The organism is Chryseobacterium sp. NFX27 (genome assembly GCF_049887855.1).
In the GTDB taxonomy this organism is placed as follows: Bacteria; Bacteroidota; Bacteroidia; order Flavobacteriales; family Weeksellaceae; genus Chryseobacterium.
In genome coordinates, this window is record NZ_JAGEKK010000006.1 from 1 (window position 1) to 19,144 (window position 19,144).

A 19,144-nucleotide genomic window follows, 5' to 3' on the forward strand; every position below is an offset into this window, starting at 1 on the left:
AGAAGCGGGCTGGCTTTTAGCCAGCCCGATTCTCTTTTACTCTGCCTTAAAGCAAAAAACAGGCGGCCCATTTGGGCCGCCTGTTCATTGAAATATATAGACTGTGATGGTTATTTTTTGATCAGCTTCTGCTGGTACATTGCTTTATCAGTTACAGCCTTCAGGATATATACTCCGTTCGGAAGCATACTTACATTGATCTGGCCGTTGTTAAGCTGTGCATTTACTGATTTTCCGGAAGCATCATAAATGGTAACATTTAGGATCTTCTCCTGGGTTTTAAGAGTCAGAATATCTGTCACAGGATTCGGATAAATACTGAATTCTATTTTCTTCACTTCTGCCGTAGCCAAGGTAGAAGTTGCACTGTTGACAGTAAGTATTTTTTCAATTACTTTTCCATTTGAATTAAAGCTGATCTTAATATCAGCCGTTCCCGGAGCAAGCGGAGTTAATACAAGCTCATCATTAGTATTAATGACAGCAGAAACAGCCGCCGGATTCGAATTGGATTTAATTGATTTTACAATTGCTGAGGAAAGGTTATCCTCGTCAGAAACCACTGTCTTCAGATCAATCACAGATGCATTGCTTACGTTAACCTGTGACGGGAAAGTACTGCTTACGGCAGGAAGTGTATTATCCGGGAATACAGCCATAGCCGGGAACCAGTAATAATCATTAAGTGTCTTTGTATTGGTAATGGTTCCGTTAACATTAATAGTATGGATCCAGTTTTTCTGATAATGCGCGCCAAAACCACTTTCAGTAGTATTCAGAATCAATTCATCAGTGGTTGGATTCACACGAAGTCCCGCCCCGTAAGGGATCTGCTTATAAGTACCTGTCTGGCCGGGAACTGCTGCAAAGCTTTCGTTAAATGTCTTTGTTGTAACATCAAACTTAACAATCTGTGTTCCTGAAACAAAACTGTTAACTGAATTGATCCAGTATAAAACATTCTGCTTGCTGCTCGCTGAAAAGCTTCCGGCATTCCAGGCTCCCCAAGACCCTAAATATTTAGTGGTTGGAATGGTATATGAAGTAGTAACGAAAGTAGTCGGATGAATATTTACCACCTTCTGATCCTGGATTGCCCAGATGCTTCCGTCTTTCGCCTGAACAATAGAATGATAGGCTCCAGGGATTGTACTGATCAAAGTATCAGTTGCAGGGTCAATCACTAAAATTCCGGCAGACTGCTTCACGGCAAATACATATTTGGAAGAGCGGATCATATTTCCAATCTGCCCGGCATACTGACCGCCGCCGCCTGTTCCGGTAATCACACTTCCAACCTGTAAATTCGCAATGTCAAATATATAAATTCCGTTAGAGGCTCCGATATATCCTTTATTTTCATTAACTCCTACAAATGATCTTCCGTCACCACCACCGATATTATTAAATCCTGCAATTTTCTGCATCGTTTGTGCATTCGCGACTACCAGCCTTCCGCCAGGAGTATATTGTGTATCTCCTCCGTCTGCTGCCTGTTTTGAGATAAAATAGAATTTATCCCCATAGATCGTTCCATACTGGGTTGTAGCTCCAAAAGCATGGTTGTTATTCGCATTGCTATAGACACGGTAATTGATCTGTCCGTTATTACCGATGAAATTTACAGACCCGTTGGTATGGCCGAACCATTCTTCATTCACCATAAAGAAGCCGTCCGTAAAATTGGCAGAAGCAGAAGCAGCAGAAGCGGCATAAGCAGATACCGGCGTCAACGTTGAAGAAATAGGAAAAGAAGCCAGTCCCGGGCTAAAATTCCACACATCCCAGGAACCGTTCTGTAGCACACGGGAAGAAGCTCCTACCCCTGAATATCCAAAATCAGCATCCGTAGGATCTTTTACCCAATAAGACCAGTAGCTATTGTACCACCCTGATCCCCAATGATCTCCGGCATCTGCAGCAGTAAAATCATCGAAATCATATGCACCTGTACTTACAGTCCCATTTACAGGGTAAAAAGGAGAGGTAGTATTTCCGTTTTTATAAAGTGCGTTGGTATTCTGCCCGTTCAAATCAAAACCCATTCCTCCGATGGCTGTTCCGAATTGTGTCCCCGGATAAAGCAATGTGAAAAACCGGTGATCGGCCTGTGCAATGGCTTTCATCATGTCTTCTCCGGTAGCATTGCCGTTCCATCGGAATCCCCATACCAAAGCGTCAGGATTTTTGCTGTCATTCCATTGTACAACAAAAGCGGCTTTATTGGTTCCGCTCCCCACCCAATACTGGATATCAGAGAAATTAATACTGTTGGTTACGGTTGTATTCAGCTGGTTGCTGTTGCCCTGAATATCATTTCGGGGCACGCCCTGCACTTTTACCTGCGCATTTGTAAAGAACGCAAATATAAAGAGCATGGTCAAAAGGTAAAACTTTTTCATTTTGAACTCTATTTATTAAATTTTGTTATCTGTAGTTTTAATTGAGATGCAGATCATAGGCTCCCGCTACTTCTGTGGAAACTTCCCCCAGCCATCCAGCCTCCTGATTGACTCCCGTGTACACCTTAATAAAATCGATACCCGGAAGCTTTACATATTTTCCGTTTTTGTCCACAGCCCAGGAAATGTCGATGTTTGAAGCTTCATCATTATTCGGAGCGTTGTCTGCATATCCGTACTCGTAAGATGTTCCTACCCAATAAGCCCCCGTTCCGCTCTGGTCGTGAAAATTATCCTTAAGTCTGGTTCCCGTCAGGCTGTAAGAAGTATTTGGGAGCCATAAAGGATAATAGCTTTGTGCATGGAAGGTATTTTTAGTTTTAAATCCTGAATTCCCATTAATATCCTGCCATTTGATGTACTCCACATCAGTCTGCCAAAACTCACTTCCGGGAACGGGGGGGTTGTTTTCATTGGGTTTGAAGTAGGTTATGCTGTAATTTTTAGTAGTTGTATTTTTAAAATATTCGCTGCCGGCAATTTCGTACCATTCCCCTTCATCGGGTCTGCCATTCTTGTTTTTATCGTAACCCACCATAATAATTCCGGGTTCGCAAGATCCTGACCTGGTTGTGCCGGCATTATTTCCCCAGAATGCATTGCCGAGAATTTTAAAATCTCTTCCCTCAAGATTGGGAATCGTATGATCAAATCCAAAAGCAACATACCCCCCGAATCCGCCAAGCGTAATCATGCTAGAATTCTCTCCGACCAATGATTCTTTTGCTTTTTTAATCATATCTGTCTCGGTATTTCCGTTCGTATATTCCGGGATCTCATTCATGAACTGACCTACAGCCGGGCGGAATTCAAAGACCTCTGAAATATATTTACTGTAAGGTGCAAGCTCTTGATTAACAATAATCGTCGATTTATAGATTTTCACGGCTCCTTTTACTTCCACTTTTAAGGTCAAAGGATAAGTTTTCACAAGAGGACTTACAAAATCCAGCTGCAGCTGATCAGAAATAACAGAATCATTGATGCTCCATGTCAGCTTTCCTTCTATTTTAGGATCTATATTCAACAGTTTCAGCCGGTCAACAGTATAGGATTCCTTAAGAGCTTCCGCAGGAAAAGTCACTTCTTCCACGACCTCTTCACTATCACTTTTACAGGCTGCTGTTCCCAGCAGAACCGAAGATAGAAGTACCGTTCTTAAAATATGTTTAGTTTTTCTTTCCATTTTTGATCTGATTATTTATATAAAAAAGCAAAATGAGCCGGGATATTTCCACCTTCAGTTTTCCACTTGAATTTTCCGGTCTTGTCGAAGCAGTATACATATCCGGTGGTCACATAATTTTTTGCATCCGCCAGATAGACATCTTCTGTATAAGGATTTACAGCAATTCCGTACGGAGCCTTGATTTCATCAACATATGGCTGGTCAATAATTTTATTGGAAATGATCTGCTCAGTTTTTACATCGATGATTCCGAAGGTTTTGACGTAAGTATGGGTATTGTAATTAAATTCATTGCCATAGTAATAAAGCTTGTCATTCACGATCGTCATTCCACTCACAGCAACGTGAAAGTCTTTTTTCACTGTTCCGGTCGCAGCATCTACAAGGAAAAGACTGGATGGAATATTGTAGTAATCTCCTCTTGAACTCACATATAAATCTCCGTAATTGTCCTTTTTAATACGGTGAAGGTTAATGGCTACATCAATTTTTTTGATTTGTGTAAAGCTATTCAGATCAATAACGGAAACGGTTTTATCATAATTCGGGAACCTATATCCTCCGGAATTAGCTACAAAAAGTTGATCTCCCATTACCTCTATTTCCTCAGGCTGATATCCAACCACAACCTGTCTTTCGATGTTGAGCGATGTGGTATCAATTTCCACCACTTTTCCCGGTGGTGAGTTCGGATTCAGCTCAACGGGGCCGGCATAGCTGCTGGCATAGACTTTATTGCCTTTAAAAGCCAGATAACGGCAGTTCTGCAGCGGTATGGTCTTGATCCGTTTGGCCGTTTTGGCCTCCAGTACTTCAATTTTATTGGAAACATTTACGACCACATACATTTTGCTTCCGTAGATCATGATATGATTTCCTACATCACCAAGCTCTTTTACCACATTCGGATTGATTTCTCCGTAAATATTCTTGCGGTACGTTCCTGTAGCATAATCGAAATAATCGAGTGTACATTTATTGCTGCCCATATTTCCTTCATTCAGAAGATAAAAACCTTTAATGGGTGTATCTTCTCCGTTACTTACCTCCTTTGTCTCCGAGGGAACCACATGGTCATCTGTCCGGCATGAGAACAGAAAGAAAAGAGTAAAAGCCAGCAGGCAAAAGTTGATTTTTTTCATAATGTAAAGCTTACAATAAGTTTAAAATTTCTTCCGGGCATCGGATAATTCCTGACCACATCATAGTATTGATTAAGCACGTTATTGACCTCAAAACCGGCTTTAATCTGGTGAGAATACCAGTTGAATTTTTTCTGAACGGATAAATCATGGGTGTACCACGGCTGAAGATAATTAGCTTTGATATTATTCAGCTGCGCGTCATAACGTTCTCCGGTGTACATAAAGCTGTAATTGAAACTCCAGTCTTTATAGTCTGCCATCATGGTAAAGGTCAGGGCATGCCATGGCACATAGGAAATCTGGTCACCGAAATAATCATCGCTTTTATCAGTATAGTCTCCGGCACGCTGATAAGTATAGCTTACCAAAGGTTTCAGTTTCAATTTATTAATATCAAATTCAGCCTGAACATTTACGTCAGCACCCATAATTTTCACTTCACCTAAATTCACCATCATCCATCTGAAAAGATTGGTGGTAGGAACAGCGATAATCTTGTTTTCAACTTCATTATAATAACCATCCACTTTCACATAGATTCCTTTAAAAACTTTATGATCATAGAGTTTCTGGTAGGTAAAACCGGCATCGTACTGATTCGTGTATTCCGGTTTCAGCATCACATTCCCGATCATTGTATAATACAGATCATTGAAAGTAGGCATTCTGAACACCCTTTTGTAGAAAGCCCGGACGGTGAAATCTTTTGATTCAAAGGGCTGATAGCTCAGGAAAGCGGAAGGAGTCCATTCGGTTTTATCAGGAGATTTTGAATTCATTTTCACATCTTCATGCACAAAAGTTCCGAGAACGCTTCCTAAAAATTTAAACCGGCTCCACTGATAGGTTGTGGCAAAAGAAACGAGAGAAGTATAGCGTGTGGGATATGAAAAATCCCTCAGACTGGCATTGAGATTATTATACTGAAAATCAAAGCTTGCACTTACATCCCAGTTTTGATTAATAGAATATATATTGGAATTGGAAAAATAGAGTTCCCTCTGAACATAAGAATTATCTATTGGCAGAGCTGTATTTGCTATATCCACTGTATCTAAAAACCGGGTATAGTCATAGGCAAATTTAGCTTTCAGTTGCGTTTCAAATTTTGGAAACAGCTTTTTGCGGAAACTGGCCTGAACAAAGTAGTTTTCATCCAGCATCTGCTGGCCTTTAGGCTTGAAATTATTATTAACAATGGCCGTGGGAACTCCACGATCTGAAATATAGCCATAACCGCGTACACTCCAGCTTCCATCATTAATTGTCCCGTTTAAAGCAGTTTCAAAACGTTTGGCACGGATATAGGAATCATACCTTCTCGCAATGGTATCATTGGCAACAGATCCGTCAGAGTTTTTCTTTTCATATTTAAACTTATACAGTCCGTCACTCTGTACAAATTCCGAACTGAAACTTGCCGAAACTCTATCGGAAAGCTTCTGTTCCAGGCGGAAGGAAGGATTAAACAAACTGATGGAACCTAATTTCAGCTTAAGCATTAAATTGGTTTTCTGATCTCCTTTAAAAACAGGGGTTTTAGGCTGAAGATAAACAGATCCGGCAGATCCGAAATCCTTTGCAGGCTGGAAAATTTCACTTTTCTGGCCATTATATAATGAAATAGCTTCAAGATCATCCAGTGAAAATTTTCCAAGATCCACGATTCCGTTCTGAACATTTCCCAACTGAATACCGTCATAGAAAACGCCTACGTGCTGGCTTCCCATACTCCGGATATTAACTGTTTTCAGACCGCCCATTCCGCCATAGTCTTTGATCTGAACTCCCGAAAAATACCGTAAAGCATCAGCTACCGACTGGCTGTTCAGCCTCTCAAGCTGTTCCCCGGAAAGTACCTGTGCAGGAAGAATTTCTTTAAAATCTTTTTTGTAAAGCTGGATAGGAAGAATGGTTTTCTCCCTGATGGTGTCTCCGGATTGTGAAAATATAAGTTGAGATGTCATCACAAATAATGCAATAACACTTTTTTTAAACTGGGAAGCAGTACATTTTCTGACCATTAGCTCATTGAGAATAATGCTGACGCTAATGGATATAAGATAGCAAAGATAAAGCGCAGCCGTTACTGCACAGAATCGTTGTTGTCCTAAGCTTTATTCCACGAAAGCATCAAACGTTGATCTTCTGGCAGGTCTTCTGACTTACTCCGTTTTTGAAATCCTTCCCATTAAAAAAACAGTGGATATACTTTTCAAAAACTTTGATGTGGAGCTTACAGCAGCGGGTCTGTCCCGGATTTTCACCGGGTTCCCTTTTAAGTGCTTTTTACAGCGCACCAGATTCCGGCAAAGATAGAAAATAACTTAATATATGCAATAACGGCATAATAAATTAATTCTCAACACTATGAAAAACAGCAGACAGTTAAAATATATGAAAAAGGTGGCTTCGAGAACCTCAGCCACCTTTTTTTTAGAAAATATAATGAAATAAACAATTATTTCTATTGCAATAAACTGTATTTGGTGGCTGAGGCTCTCGAAGCCACCATGATATTAAATTCCAAAATTGATAAAAATACTGAATCTGGATTTTGCTTCAATGTCGCCTCCCGCCAGATTGGAATAAGCAGGCAGCATGACTTCACCGCCCAGACTGAATCTTTTATAGGAAGCTTCAAAACCGAGCTTTCCATATAATGCACTTCCTGCCGTGTTCGGCAAAACCTCATCAAACTGTTTGTTTTTATCATACACTTCGCCCTGAAGTCCGGCTTTGGCAGAGAAAATAGTTTTTTCATTGGCCACAAGCTGGTAAAAACCTGTCGCTGCATAATTCCATTGGTTTCCGAAACGGTAATTCTTTTTATTTTCGGTTTTTACTGTATAATCTGTATTGACCAGTACAGCCAGTTTATTCTTTTGAAATTTATAGTTCAAGGCAGCCTGATAATCCCAGCTTCCCGTTCCCAATTGAAAACTTGGATTGACACCGGAAACTCCTTTTTCGTCAAATTTTCCTAAAGGAATTTTTATTCCCAAGCCACCATTGAACTGATGAAAATTATCTTTGGAACTGATGATCCGGTAAATTCCCATCAGGTTCAGATCTCCGAGGCCATGAATATTGATATGGCCCTGCATTGTTTTTTTCTCATGAAAATGGAATGGCAGGCTGGCATATACCGATAATTTTTCCGTCAATGGAATTTTTCCCCATACCTGCAGGGTATTGAAGTACTGATCCTGGGTGAGGTCTTTTACAAAAAGGTTTTCTTTGGCTTTATAATGCTGGGCAAAATATTTGAGCCCAATAAACTGAGGATTCAGCAAAGACTCAAAACCGGAAGAACCGTTGCCTGCTGCACAGCCGCAAGCATCACAGTCATCCAGTACGACTCTGTTAACATCCTCTGCAATATACATACTGTCGTTAACTGTTTCAGCATGGCATATAAATGATAATGCCAAGCTGAGGATAAAGATTATTTTATTCATGTTCATCATGATCATTCTGCAAATTTTGGATTAGAAATAAAGCTTTTATCGGATAAGGTTTTCAAAAAGGCGATGATCAACTGCTTTTCCTGGGTGTTCATCGCTATTCCGACATGTCCGTTTTGTTTCAGCTGCGGATCGAGATTAGGGTTATCCTCCACATTATCTGAATAGAAATTCAGGACCGCTTCCAAGGTGTAAAATCTTCCGTCGTGCATATAAGGTGCGGTAAATTCTACATTTCTGAGACTTGGAACACGGAACTTCATCCAGTCAGTTTGATCAAGGGTTACGCGATGACGTCCCGCATCTTTGAACTGGGTATTATAATACATTCCTGTATTCCTGAAACTCTCATCTGTAAATAATTCTCCGCTGTGACACGAGGCACATTTCTGGCCAAAAAGAGCCATTCCCTGAGATTCTTCAGAGGTGAACTTTTCTTTTCCCTGCTTAGCTCTGTCATATTTCGAATCTGCAGAGATCATGCTTACCATAAACTGCGATAAAGCTTTCAGTATTCTCTCACCGGTTATATTGTCGTCACCATACGCTGCCATGAAAAGTTTTTTATATTTCTGATCATCCTTCAATTTAGAAATCACCTCAGGTATCGAACTGTCCATTTCATTCACGTCCGAGATCGGAATGATGGGCTGTTCGTTCAGATTATGGATCACACCATCCCACATATACCTTTTCAGAAATGCCATATTCTGAATAGGTGGTGCATTCCGGATTCCGATCCTGTCATCAACTCCGTGGCTCACGGTATGACCATGGTGGGTAAAAGCATTTTCCTGAATATGGCAAAAGCCGCATGATATGGTATTATTTCTGGAAAGCCTTCCTTCATAAAATAAATTTCGCCCCAGCTCTACTCCATTTTTAGTCACCGGATTGCCGGATGCATCGAACGTCATTTCAGGAAAGTAAGATGGAAACTGCAATGAATAGACCTCATCTTTTTCCAGCGGCAGGATTACCTCATCTGAACATGAAAAACAGTTCAGAAAAGCAATGATTAGCAGCATTGTTTTTAATAAAATCCTAATCATTGTGAACGTGGTCTACTTTAAACATTACCGTAAGGTTATTCGTAACATCCACCAAATGCTGGCTTGAGCCCATCATCATATTGTTTTCTGTAGTGAGGGAAAGCGTTTTACTACCACTGAGAAACTGATTAAGATCTGCAAGAATGTGGATGGAGGGTCTTATCTGAGTCGTTACTCTGGCTGTTGTAGGAAGGTTCAACGTAATTTCCCGGTAAAGATCCGGAGTATTATTAGCCGTTACATTTCCCATATTTCCCGTATGATTCATGAATTCTGTATCTGCGGAAGCTGTTCCATATTTCCCCTCCAGCTTTACAAAGACATAACCGGCTGCCCATGACCACGACATTCCTTTCTGTTTGGCTTTTGTCCAGAATTCTGCCTGGCCGTTCTGTCCCAACAGGTAAGCCTTCTGACTGATCCCAAGTCCGAATTTTACTTTTTTGTAATTGTTTTTTGGTATTCCGTTCAGATTGAGATAAACAACTCCTGCAACTGCATCTGCCTGATCTACGATGAAGGCGCCTTTGTCCGGATTGTTTTCATTGTATTTGAATTCATTTCCGCCTTCATCAATCAAGGTGATGTTACTGATGATATATTTTACGGCTGAGAAGTTATGCTTCTGCCCGGCAGCTGAAGTCTGTACCGTTTGGTTGAGTACGATATTCCCAAGGTTATTGAATCCGTTTTCAAATTTGATCTGAAGGTTCCCTGTAGAAGTATCCTGTGGATCGTTATCATCGCTGTTTTGGCATGATGACAATGTGAATACATTAAATGCAATAAGGAATAATGATAAAAATTTTAAAATTTTCATTTTTGATTTTTTAAGTTAAATTTTATGAATAGAAATGCATTTGAATGGGTGACCATTCATTTTTTTAACACAAAAGGCACAAAAGTTTTTTGACACTTCAGTTATTTAAAGTGTAGTGAAAAACTGCATAGAAGAACACATAAGTTTTAAAAATCTCCTATTTTACATACTACCCTTAAAATAAGATGTATCACATTGATTAAAAAAAGTCTTTATGTTCTTTGTGGTTTTGTAATGATTAAAATTTGAACTTAAAAAACCGGTGGTTTGAAAATAGGTTTCAGAAACAGAAAAGAATAGGCTGTTTCATAAAGAAAATTGAAATTTTGATGAAGAAGCTTCTCTGTTTTCTGGATTCCTGTAATTTCAGGAAGTGTACAGATATCCAGAACTTTCTGTCCTGAACTTTTTGTTTTGTTTAAAGGCGAAGAATCGGAGTCATTCGTTTTTGCCAGTTCTTTGCTGACATAGCATTTTCCGTTACAGTGAAGCTCCGGCTTGCTTTTGTTGATGCAGAGAACGGTAGAGATATAATCATAATTTACAGCATACTCCATCAATGGGATCAGAGGCCTGAACACCATATAAAGAGTAAGGAATATGCTGCAAATTAAGTTCATCTTTATTTCTTGCTTAAGGCTTCATCATATCTTTTGCTTACTTCTTTCCAGTTCAGCACATTCCAGATCGCGGTAAGATAGTCTGCTCTCTTGTTCTGATATTTCAGGTAATAAGCGTGTTCCCAAACATCGATTCCTAAGATCGGAGTTCCTTTTTCTTCCACAACATCCATCAGAGGATTATCCTGGTTAGCTGTAGAAGAAACGAATAGTTTCCCGTTTTTATCCACAGAAAGCCATGCCCATCCTGAACCGAAACGGTCTGCACCTGCCTTGCTGATTTTTTCTTTGAAGGCATCCATACTTCCGAAAGTTTCCATAATCGCTTTAGTCAGTTTTTCAGAAGGCTGTGTATTTTTTACAGGCGTAAGAACGGTCCAGAAAAGCTCGTGGTTGTAATGTCCACCAGCATTGTTTCTTACCGCCGGAGTCAGTTTGGAAACACTGGAAAGAATCTGGAAAAGCGTTTGTTTTTCCTGCGGCGTTCCTGCAATTGCTTTATTTAAATTAGCAACATACGCTGCGGCATGCTTGGAATAGTGAATTTCCATCGTCTGGGCATCTACTGAGCCTTCCAGTGCATTGTATGCATACGGAAGCGGTGTCTGCTTAAACTGCGCAAAAGCGAACTGTGCGGCAAATACGGCACTTAAAGCTGCTACTTTCAAAATCTTCATAACGTTTTGTTTTTATGGTTTAACAATATTTTTTATTTATAGAAGGGAAGCAGGATGATGGAAGTCATTTCTGTCTGAGGGTACTGTTCTTCTCTGTTACTACTTCATTTAATTCATAGCTTCATTCATCATTCATCATTATAACCTCCAGCTTCATTCTTCCATCTTCCTTCCCCTACTCTATTTCAATAATTTCTTAATATCCTCGATCAATATTTCCCGGTCTGGGTGATACTTCCCGGTAAGTTTCGGGGTCCTTCCTTCCGGATCTTCATAATTCAATCCTGAATAATACAGGATCGGCATATTGTCTTTATTGTATCTGCAGCGGATATTTCCTTCTTTATCTACCAGAGCGATCATTCCGCTGTGGTTAAGGCTTTCGCTGTCGTCTTCCTTATCTCCTACATAAATATTGAACTGGTCTGCCAGTTTCCCGATATAATCTCTGTTCCCGGTCAGAAAATGCCAGTCCGGAGATTTGGCTCCTACGCTTTTGGCATGTTCTTTCAATGCAGCAGGAGTATCATTTTCAGGATCAATACTTATTGATATGATCCCGAATTCCGGGCTGTTTATCTCATCTTCGATAAACCTCATATTACGGTTCATCACAGGGCATATCGTGGGGCACCGGCTAAAGAAAAACTCTACCAGATATACTTTTCCCAGCATATCTTTACTGGTGATTTTTTTATTATTCTGGTCGGTGAGTTCAAAATCGGGAACCTTCATTACGGTATACAGGTTCTTCTTGAAATACCCCATTCCTACGCCTATTCCCAGAAATAAAAGAGCGAAAATCGCAATCGGAATAATGACCTTTCTTTTTATGCCGGGAGTTTCCTTTTTAGTTTTGGACATATTTTTCAGGATTTTTTTTGAACTCATCCTTACAGTAGCTACTGCAAAAACCGTACGTTTTATTTTTATAAACTGCAGTATCTTTCATGTCATCTTCTGTTTTCATATGACAGATGGGATCTTCTGCATTGGCAAATCTTACTTTCTTAACACCCGATTTTGAAGAGGCTGTACTTTTTTTATGCTTCACTTTAGGAGTTTCCTGGCCACAGGCCAATAATGAAACTGACAATAATGCAGTTAAAATAATTTTTGATTTCATTTTAATGATAAATTGAAATTGATAGTATGATGAATGTGTGAATTATCTCTTAATACAAAGTTAATCGCCGTTTTTACTGCTCACTGCTTTTAAAAGCAATATGAAGCATAAAAAGCGAAGACACTTGAGAAAACTAAAAGAATAGTTGAAATTAAGCTAAAGGAGGATGGAATATTCTGGAAAAATATTCTGAAGTATGATCAACAGTATAATCTGAATGGATAGCCTCACCTTCGGGGTCAGATTCTTTCTGCCTTAAAAATGAAAGGATATCATGGAAAACAAAAACATCCAGAACAGATATTTTGATAATCTGGGAATTATTGGACTGCTTTTCTGTTTTAGCCAGTTCTTTGCTGACATAACATTTCCCTTTACACGTAGACTGAGGAATATTCCTGTTTTCACAGAGATTTTTTACAATATAATCATAGTTCACGGCATAGTTCACCAAAGGCAAAACAGGGCGTAATGCGATGGTAAAAATGATGAATATGGAAATAAAAAGTCTCAATAATCAGTTCTGTTGTACAAATATACTATTCAAATTGGGTTTATGTATTATTTATGATGAATGTCATTGATTATTTTTAGATTAGGGATTAGGGATTAGGGATTAGGGATTAGGGATTAGGGAAAATAAGGTTTCTTGTAGTTGTAATAGTTTTCCTCTCGCGGATTATGGTGATTTTGCACATCCTTTTTGCGTATAGAAAAACCTTATAGATTCTGGAAATCTATAAGGTTTGAGTGTTTTTATTTTTAAATGGATGATGTAGTGCTTTTAATCGCAAAGACGTGAAGGTATTATAAAAGGGTGTTTTTAAGGCGCAAAGATTTTATCTCCGATAAAATTTTATAACGCTGATAATTTGCAGCTTAATGTAGTAACTTTAAAACCTATTGTCCTACACCTACAACCTGCCACCCTGCCAGCTGCAATCTTACTCCTAATTAAACTTCATTCTTTGGATCCTCACTGCATTTAAAATAGCCAGCATCGCTACTCCTACATCTGCGAATACGGCTTCCCACATGGTTGCCAGCCCTCCGGCTCCAAGCGCTAAAACAACTGCTTTTACGGCAAAGGCTAAAACAATATTCTGCCATACGATCTTTTTGGTCTGTTTACCTATATTGATGGCCATAGGAATTTTACTCGGTTTATCATCCTGGATAACGACATCTGCGGTTTCAATCGTGGCGTCGCTTCCGAGTCCTCCCATGGCAATTCCTACATCGCTGAGCGCCACTACAGGAGCATCATTCACACCATCACCTACAAAGGCAACAGTTTGGTTTTTCGCTTTAATCTCTTTTACTTTATTCACTTTGTCTTCTGGTAAGAGATCTCCAAAAGCACTGTCGATGCCCAGTTGGTCTGCCACATATTTGACAACGGTACTTTTATCACCGCTGAGCATGGTTGCTTTTATGCCCATTCTGTGCAGGCTGTCAACGGTTTCTTTGGCATCATTTTTTATAGTGTCTGCAATGGTGATGTAGCCTGCAAACTTTTTATCATAAGCTATGGCAATAAGCGTGTAGACTATATTGGAGTGATTAGTATCGTAACTGATATTGAATTTATCCATCAGCTTAAAATTACCAGCCAGCAATTCTTTTCCATTAACGGAAGCTTTTAAGCCATGTCCTGCAATTTCTTCCACATTTTCCAGGGGAAGAGAATGATCTATTTCGCCTGCATAATTATGGATTGCTGTGGCTACAGGGTGTGTACTTTTGCTTTCCAGGGCATTGACCAGCTTCAAAATCTCTTCTTTATTGAATCCAGGCTGAATGTTTACTTCCTGTACTTTGAATACGCCCTCCGTCATAGTTCCGGTTTTATCCATCACCACATTCTGAATTTCTGCGATACTGTCCAGGAAATTACTTCCTTTAAATAAGATCCCGTTTCTGCTCGCAGCTCCGATTCCTCCAAAATACCCCAGCGGAATGGAGATCACCAGTGCACAGGGACATGAGATCACCAGGAAGATCAGGGCTCTGTACAACCAGTCTCTGAACTGATAATCACTGACGAAGAAATAAGGCAGAAGACAGATTCCTATGGCCAGGAATACGACAATCGGCGTGTATACTTTTGCAAATTTTCTGATGAATAATTCGGTTGGGGCTTTCTGTGCGGTGGCATTCTGAACCAGTTCCAGAATTTTACTCAGCTTGCTGTCTTCGTAAGCGGTATTCACTTTGACAAGAGCAATGCTGTTCATATTGATCATCCCAGCCAGTACGGTTTCCCCTTTCGCTTTAGTATCAGGTTTACTTTCTCCTGTGAGCGCTGCGGTATTGAATGAAGCTGATTCTGTGATCAGTTCACCATCTAGAGCCAGTTTTTCTCCTGGCTTCAATTGGATGATGTCTCCTATCTTGGTTTCTTTGGCTTTAATGGTTTTTGGCTGGCTTCCTTCAATGATCGTCACCTCATCAGGCCGCTGGTCCAGCAATGCTTTGATGTTTCCTTTGGCTCTTGAAACCGCCATTCCCTGGAATACTTCTCCTACGGAATAGAAAAGCATTACGGCAACACCCTCGGGATATTCCCCGATTGCAAATGCTCCTACTGTGGCGATTCCCATCAGGAAAAATTCAGAAAAGACATCTCCGTGAACGATACTTTCGTAAGCTTCCTTTAAAACAGGAAGTCCCACAGGGATATAGGCTGCCAGATACCAGGCTAAGCGTACCCAGCCTGTAAACCATTCTGTTTTTATATAATTATCCAACGCTATTCCTATCAGCAACAGCAGAAAAGAGATAATGGCAGGAAGAAACATCTGGAAAGGTGTTTTGTCTCCTGTATCATGAGAATGATCATGCCCGTCTCCTTCTGAATGATCATGTGTATGCTGTTTTTTCTTTTTGGGTTTTGTACTGCAACATTCTTCCATAAATACTATTTTGATGTAAAATTAAGGTTATACCGAATGCAATACTATTGCAAACTTTCAAGACAGTTTTCGCAGATTCCTTTGGCAAAAAGTCTTATTTCATCTATTCTGAAATGGGTCTGTATATTTTCAGGAAATGAAATATCTTCTCTGCAGGTCGTCTGCTTGCATATTTTGCAGTAAAAATGCAGGTGCCAGTCTTTGTGGGTTTTCTCGTCGCATTCGTCATCACATAATTTATATTTGGTGGTGGCATTTTCCTGTATGCTGTGGACAATTCCTTTTTCTTCAAACGTTTTCAGGGTCCGGTAAATGGTCGTCCTGTCTGCATTATCAAAATGATTTTCCACTTCCGAAAGAGACAGCGCCGCTTCCTGGGTACTCAAAAAATCATACACCAGAATCCGCATGCTGGTAGGTTTGGTATTTTTATCGATAAGTTTGGTTTCTATATCTTTTTTCATTTCTGCAATTAATTTTTAAAGATGTACTTCCTGTTCTTCATATCCCTCTTCTTCAATCTGAAAAGTGGTATGACTGATCTTAAAATTCGCGGTAGTAACTTCCGTTAAGGTTTTCAGTAATTGATTCTGAGCCGTTCCGTTATCTCTGACGATGTGTGCACTCATGGCATTTACACTGGATGTCAACGACCATACATGAAGATCATGAACATCTTTCACTCCGGGAATTTTCTCCAGTGATTTTCGCAGCTGGTGAATATCTACGTCTTTGGGTGTGCCTTCCAGTAATACATTAACTGCTTCTTTCAGCAAACGCCAGGTTCTTGGAAAGATCAAAAGACCGATAGCTGCTGAAATTATTGGATCTGCATAATACCAACCCGTTGTCAGCATAATCACTCCCGCAATCATTACTCCAATAGAGGTAAGCATATCAGAAAGCACTTCAAAATAAGCGCCTTTCATATTCAGGCTTCCTTCTGAATCTTTTCTCAGGATCATCATTCCGATGATATTGATTACGAGCCCTATTCCTGCGACAATCAGCATTGTTTTACTCTGAACTGCCGGAGGGTTCTGAAACCTTTGATATGCTTCGTACAGTACATAAAGGGAAATACCCAGTAATATCACAGCATTGATTACGGCTGCCAATATCTCTGTCCGGTAATACCCGAATGTCTTAGAAGCATCGGCCTTTCGCTCTCCTATTTTGATGGCAATTAATGCCAAAAATAAGCCTACAACGTCGGTCAGCATATGTGCAGCATCTGCCATCAGGGCAAGACTTTGGGTTATAACACCGCCAATCACCTCAGCGATCATATAAGTTCCGCTTAACACCAGGACAATAAGTAAATTCTTTTTATGCCTGCTTGCGGGTGAAACTGTCTGTGTTTTTATTTCTTCCATGTTTTTCTGAAATTTTAGTTGATCACATTTCGTAATACAAAGAATTATCTTTTTTAGCAGGAACATTCTGATCTCCTGTCATCTGCTTAATATTGATCTCAATGGTCTGTGCCAATGCGGTCACAGGCGTATCTACAGGTCCGTTTTCAAAAGGATCCTGCATGATAATGGATGTTTTTTCGATCGCAAGAAACATGACCGGAATAAGAAACGTCATGATGATTTCAACAGCCAGCTGCTCATCATCCAGTCCAAAAGGAAGGATAGCGGCAAAAACATAGATCAAAGTATGCAGCAGAATACTGTAAGACCTTGGAAAAACTGTATTCTTAAGTCTTTCACATTTTCCCATACTGTCGCAGAGTCTGGTGATGATGTCATTCACCTGCATCTGCTGAAAGTCTGTTAAGCCTTTCGAAGAAGCAATATCTCTGAGCTGCTGGGAATGTGCATCAAGAATTGCATTTGGAACATTGGCCGCTTTGATCTGATGTTTATTCAGATAGCTCTGAACTCGGTCTGAAAAAGGTTGCTTCCTCAGAGATTCACCAAGCGCATAGGTCCAGATGATCTGTCTTTCTGCAAATTCCTTGATAACCTTTTCTTCTCCTGCCGGGAAAAACTGGATGACCAATCTCATTAGGGTTCTGGAATCATTTACTATCGCACCCCAGACGGTTCTGGCTTCCCACCATCTTTCGTAAGATTGAGAGGTACGGAATGCCAGCAGCAATGAAACCGCCGTTCCCAAAAGAGCTGGAATATTAAGGGGAAGTGAGATCTTCCGGAACCATGGGAGAAGGTCTAATAATCCTATGGACACGGCAAATATTCCCATATACAGGATCTGAGTTTTTATTTCACGGATGAAATACCAGATGGATATTTTCTTGTTTAACAGCATAACCTGAATGATGTATTAGAATGTTTATTGTATTCTGGATCTGAAAATGTACCGTAAACACCTCTAATTTAGGCATAAAAATCGGTAGTTCTTCCGGCCTGTTTCTATAAATCGATGATCATTTCCTTATTTTAATGCTCATGCCCGCCGGAATTGGAGAGCTTGGCATTAACGAAAAAGGCTCCTTTCACTACAATTCTCGCATCAGCAGGAATTCCTTTAACAGGCGTAATTGCTGTATAGCCCATATCTGATGTTCCTTTTATCACTTCTACTTTTTCAAAATTCAAGGTTTTTTTATGTTGGGAAGGTTCTCCTTTTTCTTCTTTGTGGCCATCTCCGGATTCTCCTTCGTGCTCCTCCTGTTTTTTATCTGTACGGATAAAGATATAGTATTTCCCGTCTGCCTCTACAATGGCTTCGTTGGGAACGGCAGGCGTTGTATTTTTATCCAGGCTTACAATTCCGGTGATGTTCATTCCGTCGATGAGGCCTGCTTTATTTCCGGTTACTGTGCCGTGTACTGAAACAGTTTTGCTCTCGTTTTCAAAAGAAGATCCTACACTGTACACCATGGCATCATATTCAATTTCAGGATTATTCGTCAGCTTGAAATGCACAATCTGCCCTACTCTCATTTTAGGAAGATCTTTTTCAAAAACCTGCAGATCAAGATGGATAGAATTATTGTCGATAACCTCCGCTACAGGTGATGAAACATCTACATAGCTTCCGATCTGTGCCGAAATACTGCTGACCGTTCCACTGATCGGCGCGGTAATCACCAATCCTGATCTCATATTCCCATTATTTACTTTCCCCGGACTGATTCCCATCATCTGAAGCTGTCTCAGAAGGGAAGCTTTTTTTGTTCTCAGGGTTTTAAGCTCTGCATCTGAGCTCTGCAGGTTTTTCTTTGCGCCTGCATCGTTATCAAAAAGCTCGCGTTGTCTTCTGTATTCCTGCTCTGCATAGGTAATTCTGCTGTTCGTCGTCAGGTATTCTTCCTGTAACCGGATAAATTCAGGATTCGCGATGGTTGCGATCACCTGTCCTTTCTTTACAATGCTTCCTACCTGTACATTCAGGGTTTTGATTACTCCGCCGTACAGAGAAGTGATCGTGGCTTTATTATTATTCGGAACTCTCAGAAGACCGTTTGCTTTGACAGTGGAAGTCAGTTCTTTCATTTCGACAGGACCTAAAGATATCCCGACGGATTTGATCTGTTCCTCGGTTAATGAAGCAATAGTCTGAGGTGCTTCTTCATGACCGGCTTCAGCTTTTTCAGTTTTTACTTCAGGGCTTTCTGCCTGCGTTTCTTTTTTTCCGCAGCTTAAAAGTAAAACTGCCGTGACGGTCAGATATATGATATTGTGTTTTATTTTCAT

The 19,144-nt window shown here is 40.2% G+C and carries 17 protein-coding genes and 1 riboswitch; all 17 genes read right to left on the reverse strand.

Annotation, left to right across the window (positions count from 1 at the left end; translation table 11 throughout):
- Positions 1–110 precede the first annotated feature (110 nt).
- The gene (locus tag J4Q03_RS08205) at positions 111–2,402 is read right to left on the reverse strand and encodes a DUF5074 domain-containing protein (protein ID WP_426047706.1); all 2,292 of its coding nucleotides are present in this window, start codon (positions 2,400–2,402) and stop codon (positions 111–113) included.
- A 37-nt stretch (positions 2,403–2,439) separates the two neighbouring features.
- Complete coding sequence (locus tag J4Q03_RS08210) at positions 2,440–3,648, reverse strand: cell surface protein (RefSeq protein ID WP_426047707.1); 1,209 nt, start codon at positions 3,646–3,648, stop codon at positions 2,440–2,442.
- An 11-nt stretch (positions 3,649–3,659) separates the two neighbouring features.
- A complete protein-coding gene (locus J4Q03_RS08215; RefSeq protein WP_426047708.1) occupies positions 3,660–4,793 on the reverse strand; it encodes a YncE family protein in 1,134 nt (377 codons plus the stop codon).
- Complete coding sequence (locus tag J4Q03_RS08220) at positions 4,790–6,820, reverse strand: TonB-dependent receptor plug domain-containing protein (RefSeq protein WP_426047709.1); 2,031 nt, start codon at positions 6,818–6,820, stop codon at positions 4,790–4,792. The genes J4Q03_RS08215 and J4Q03_RS08220 overlap by 4 nt, the downstream gene beginning before the upstream one ends.
- Before the next feature lie 109 nt (positions 6,821–6,929).
- Positions 6,930–7,115: riboswitch (cobalamin riboswitch) on the reverse strand.
- Between the two features lie 200 nt (positions 7,116–7,315).
- A complete protein-coding gene (locus tag J4Q03_RS08225; protein ID WP_426047710.1) occupies positions 7,316–8,257 on the reverse strand; it encodes a transporter in 942 nt (313 codons plus the stop codon).
- A gap of 11 nt (positions 8,258–8,268) precedes the next feature.
- A complete protein-coding gene (locus J4Q03_RS08230; protein WP_426047711.1) occupies positions 8,269–9,291 on the reverse strand; it encodes a cytochrome-c peroxidase in 1,023 nt (340 codons plus the stop codon).
- Positions 9,292–9,307: 16 nt separating this feature from the next.
- Positions 9,308–10,135 (reverse strand): MbnP family protein, encoded by an 828-nt coding sequence (locus J4Q03_RS08235; RefSeq protein WP_426047712.1) that lies wholly within the window; start codon positions 10,133–10,135, stop codon positions 9,308–9,310.
- Between the two features lie 251 nt (positions 10,136–10,386).
- Positions 10,387–10,755 (reverse strand): hypothetical protein, encoded by a 369-nt coding sequence (locus J4Q03_RS08240; RefSeq protein WP_426047713.1) that lies wholly within the window; start codon positions 10,753–10,755, stop codon positions 10,387–10,389.
- A gap of 2 nt (positions 10,756–10,757) precedes the next feature.
- The gene (locus J4Q03_RS08245) at positions 10,758–11,432 is read right to left on the reverse strand and encodes a superoxide dismutase (protein WP_426047714.1); all 675 of its coding nucleotides are present in this window, start codon (positions 11,430–11,432) and stop codon (positions 10,758–10,760) included.
- A gap of 180 nt (positions 11,433–11,612) precedes the next feature.
- Positions 11,613–12,296, reverse strand: a complete 684-nt coding sequence (locus J4Q03_RS08250) for an SCO family protein (protein ID WP_426047715.1) — start codon at positions 12,294–12,296, stop codon at positions 11,613–11,615.
- Positions 12,283–12,558, reverse strand: a complete 276-nt coding sequence (locus J4Q03_RS08255; protein ID WP_426047716.1) for a YHS domain-containing protein — start codon at positions 12,556–12,558, stop codon at positions 12,283–12,285. The genes J4Q03_RS08250 and J4Q03_RS08255 overlap by 14 nt, the downstream gene beginning before the upstream one ends.
- Positions 12,559–12,709: 151 nt before the next feature.
- A complete protein-coding gene (locus tag J4Q03_RS08260) occupies positions 12,710–13,072 on the reverse strand; it encodes a hypothetical protein (protein ID WP_426047717.1) in 363 nt (120 codons plus the stop codon).
- 436 nt (positions 13,073–13,508) lie between these two features.
- Positions 13,509–15,473, reverse strand: coding sequence for a heavy metal translocating P-type ATPase (locus tag J4Q03_RS08265; protein ID WP_426047718.1), 1,965 nt, complete (start codon positions 15,471–15,473; stop codon positions 13,509–13,511).
- A gap of 44 nt (positions 15,474–15,517) precedes the next feature.
- A complete protein-coding gene (locus J4Q03_RS08270; RefSeq protein ID WP_426047719.1) occupies positions 15,518–15,937 on the reverse strand; it encodes a Fur family transcriptional regulator in 420 nt (139 codons plus the stop codon).
- A 15-nt stretch (positions 15,938–15,952) separates the two neighbouring features.
- Positions 15,953–16,849: a cation diffusion facilitator family transporter gene (locus J4Q03_RS08275; protein WP_426047720.1), complete on the reverse strand. Its 897-nt coding sequence runs from the start codon at positions 16,847–16,849 to the stop codon at positions 15,953–15,955.
- Between the two features lie 22 nt (positions 16,850–16,871).
- Entirely contained in the window at positions 16,872–17,753 is an 882-nt protein-coding gene (locus J4Q03_RS08280; RefSeq protein WP_426047721.1) for a bestrophin family protein, read from the reverse strand.
- Positions 17,754–17,884: 131 nt separating this feature from the next.
- Positions 17,885–19,144, reverse strand: coding sequence for an efflux RND transporter periplasmic adaptor subunit (locus tag J4Q03_RS08285; RefSeq protein WP_426047722.1), 1,260 nt, complete (start codon positions 19,142–19,144; stop codon positions 17,885–17,887).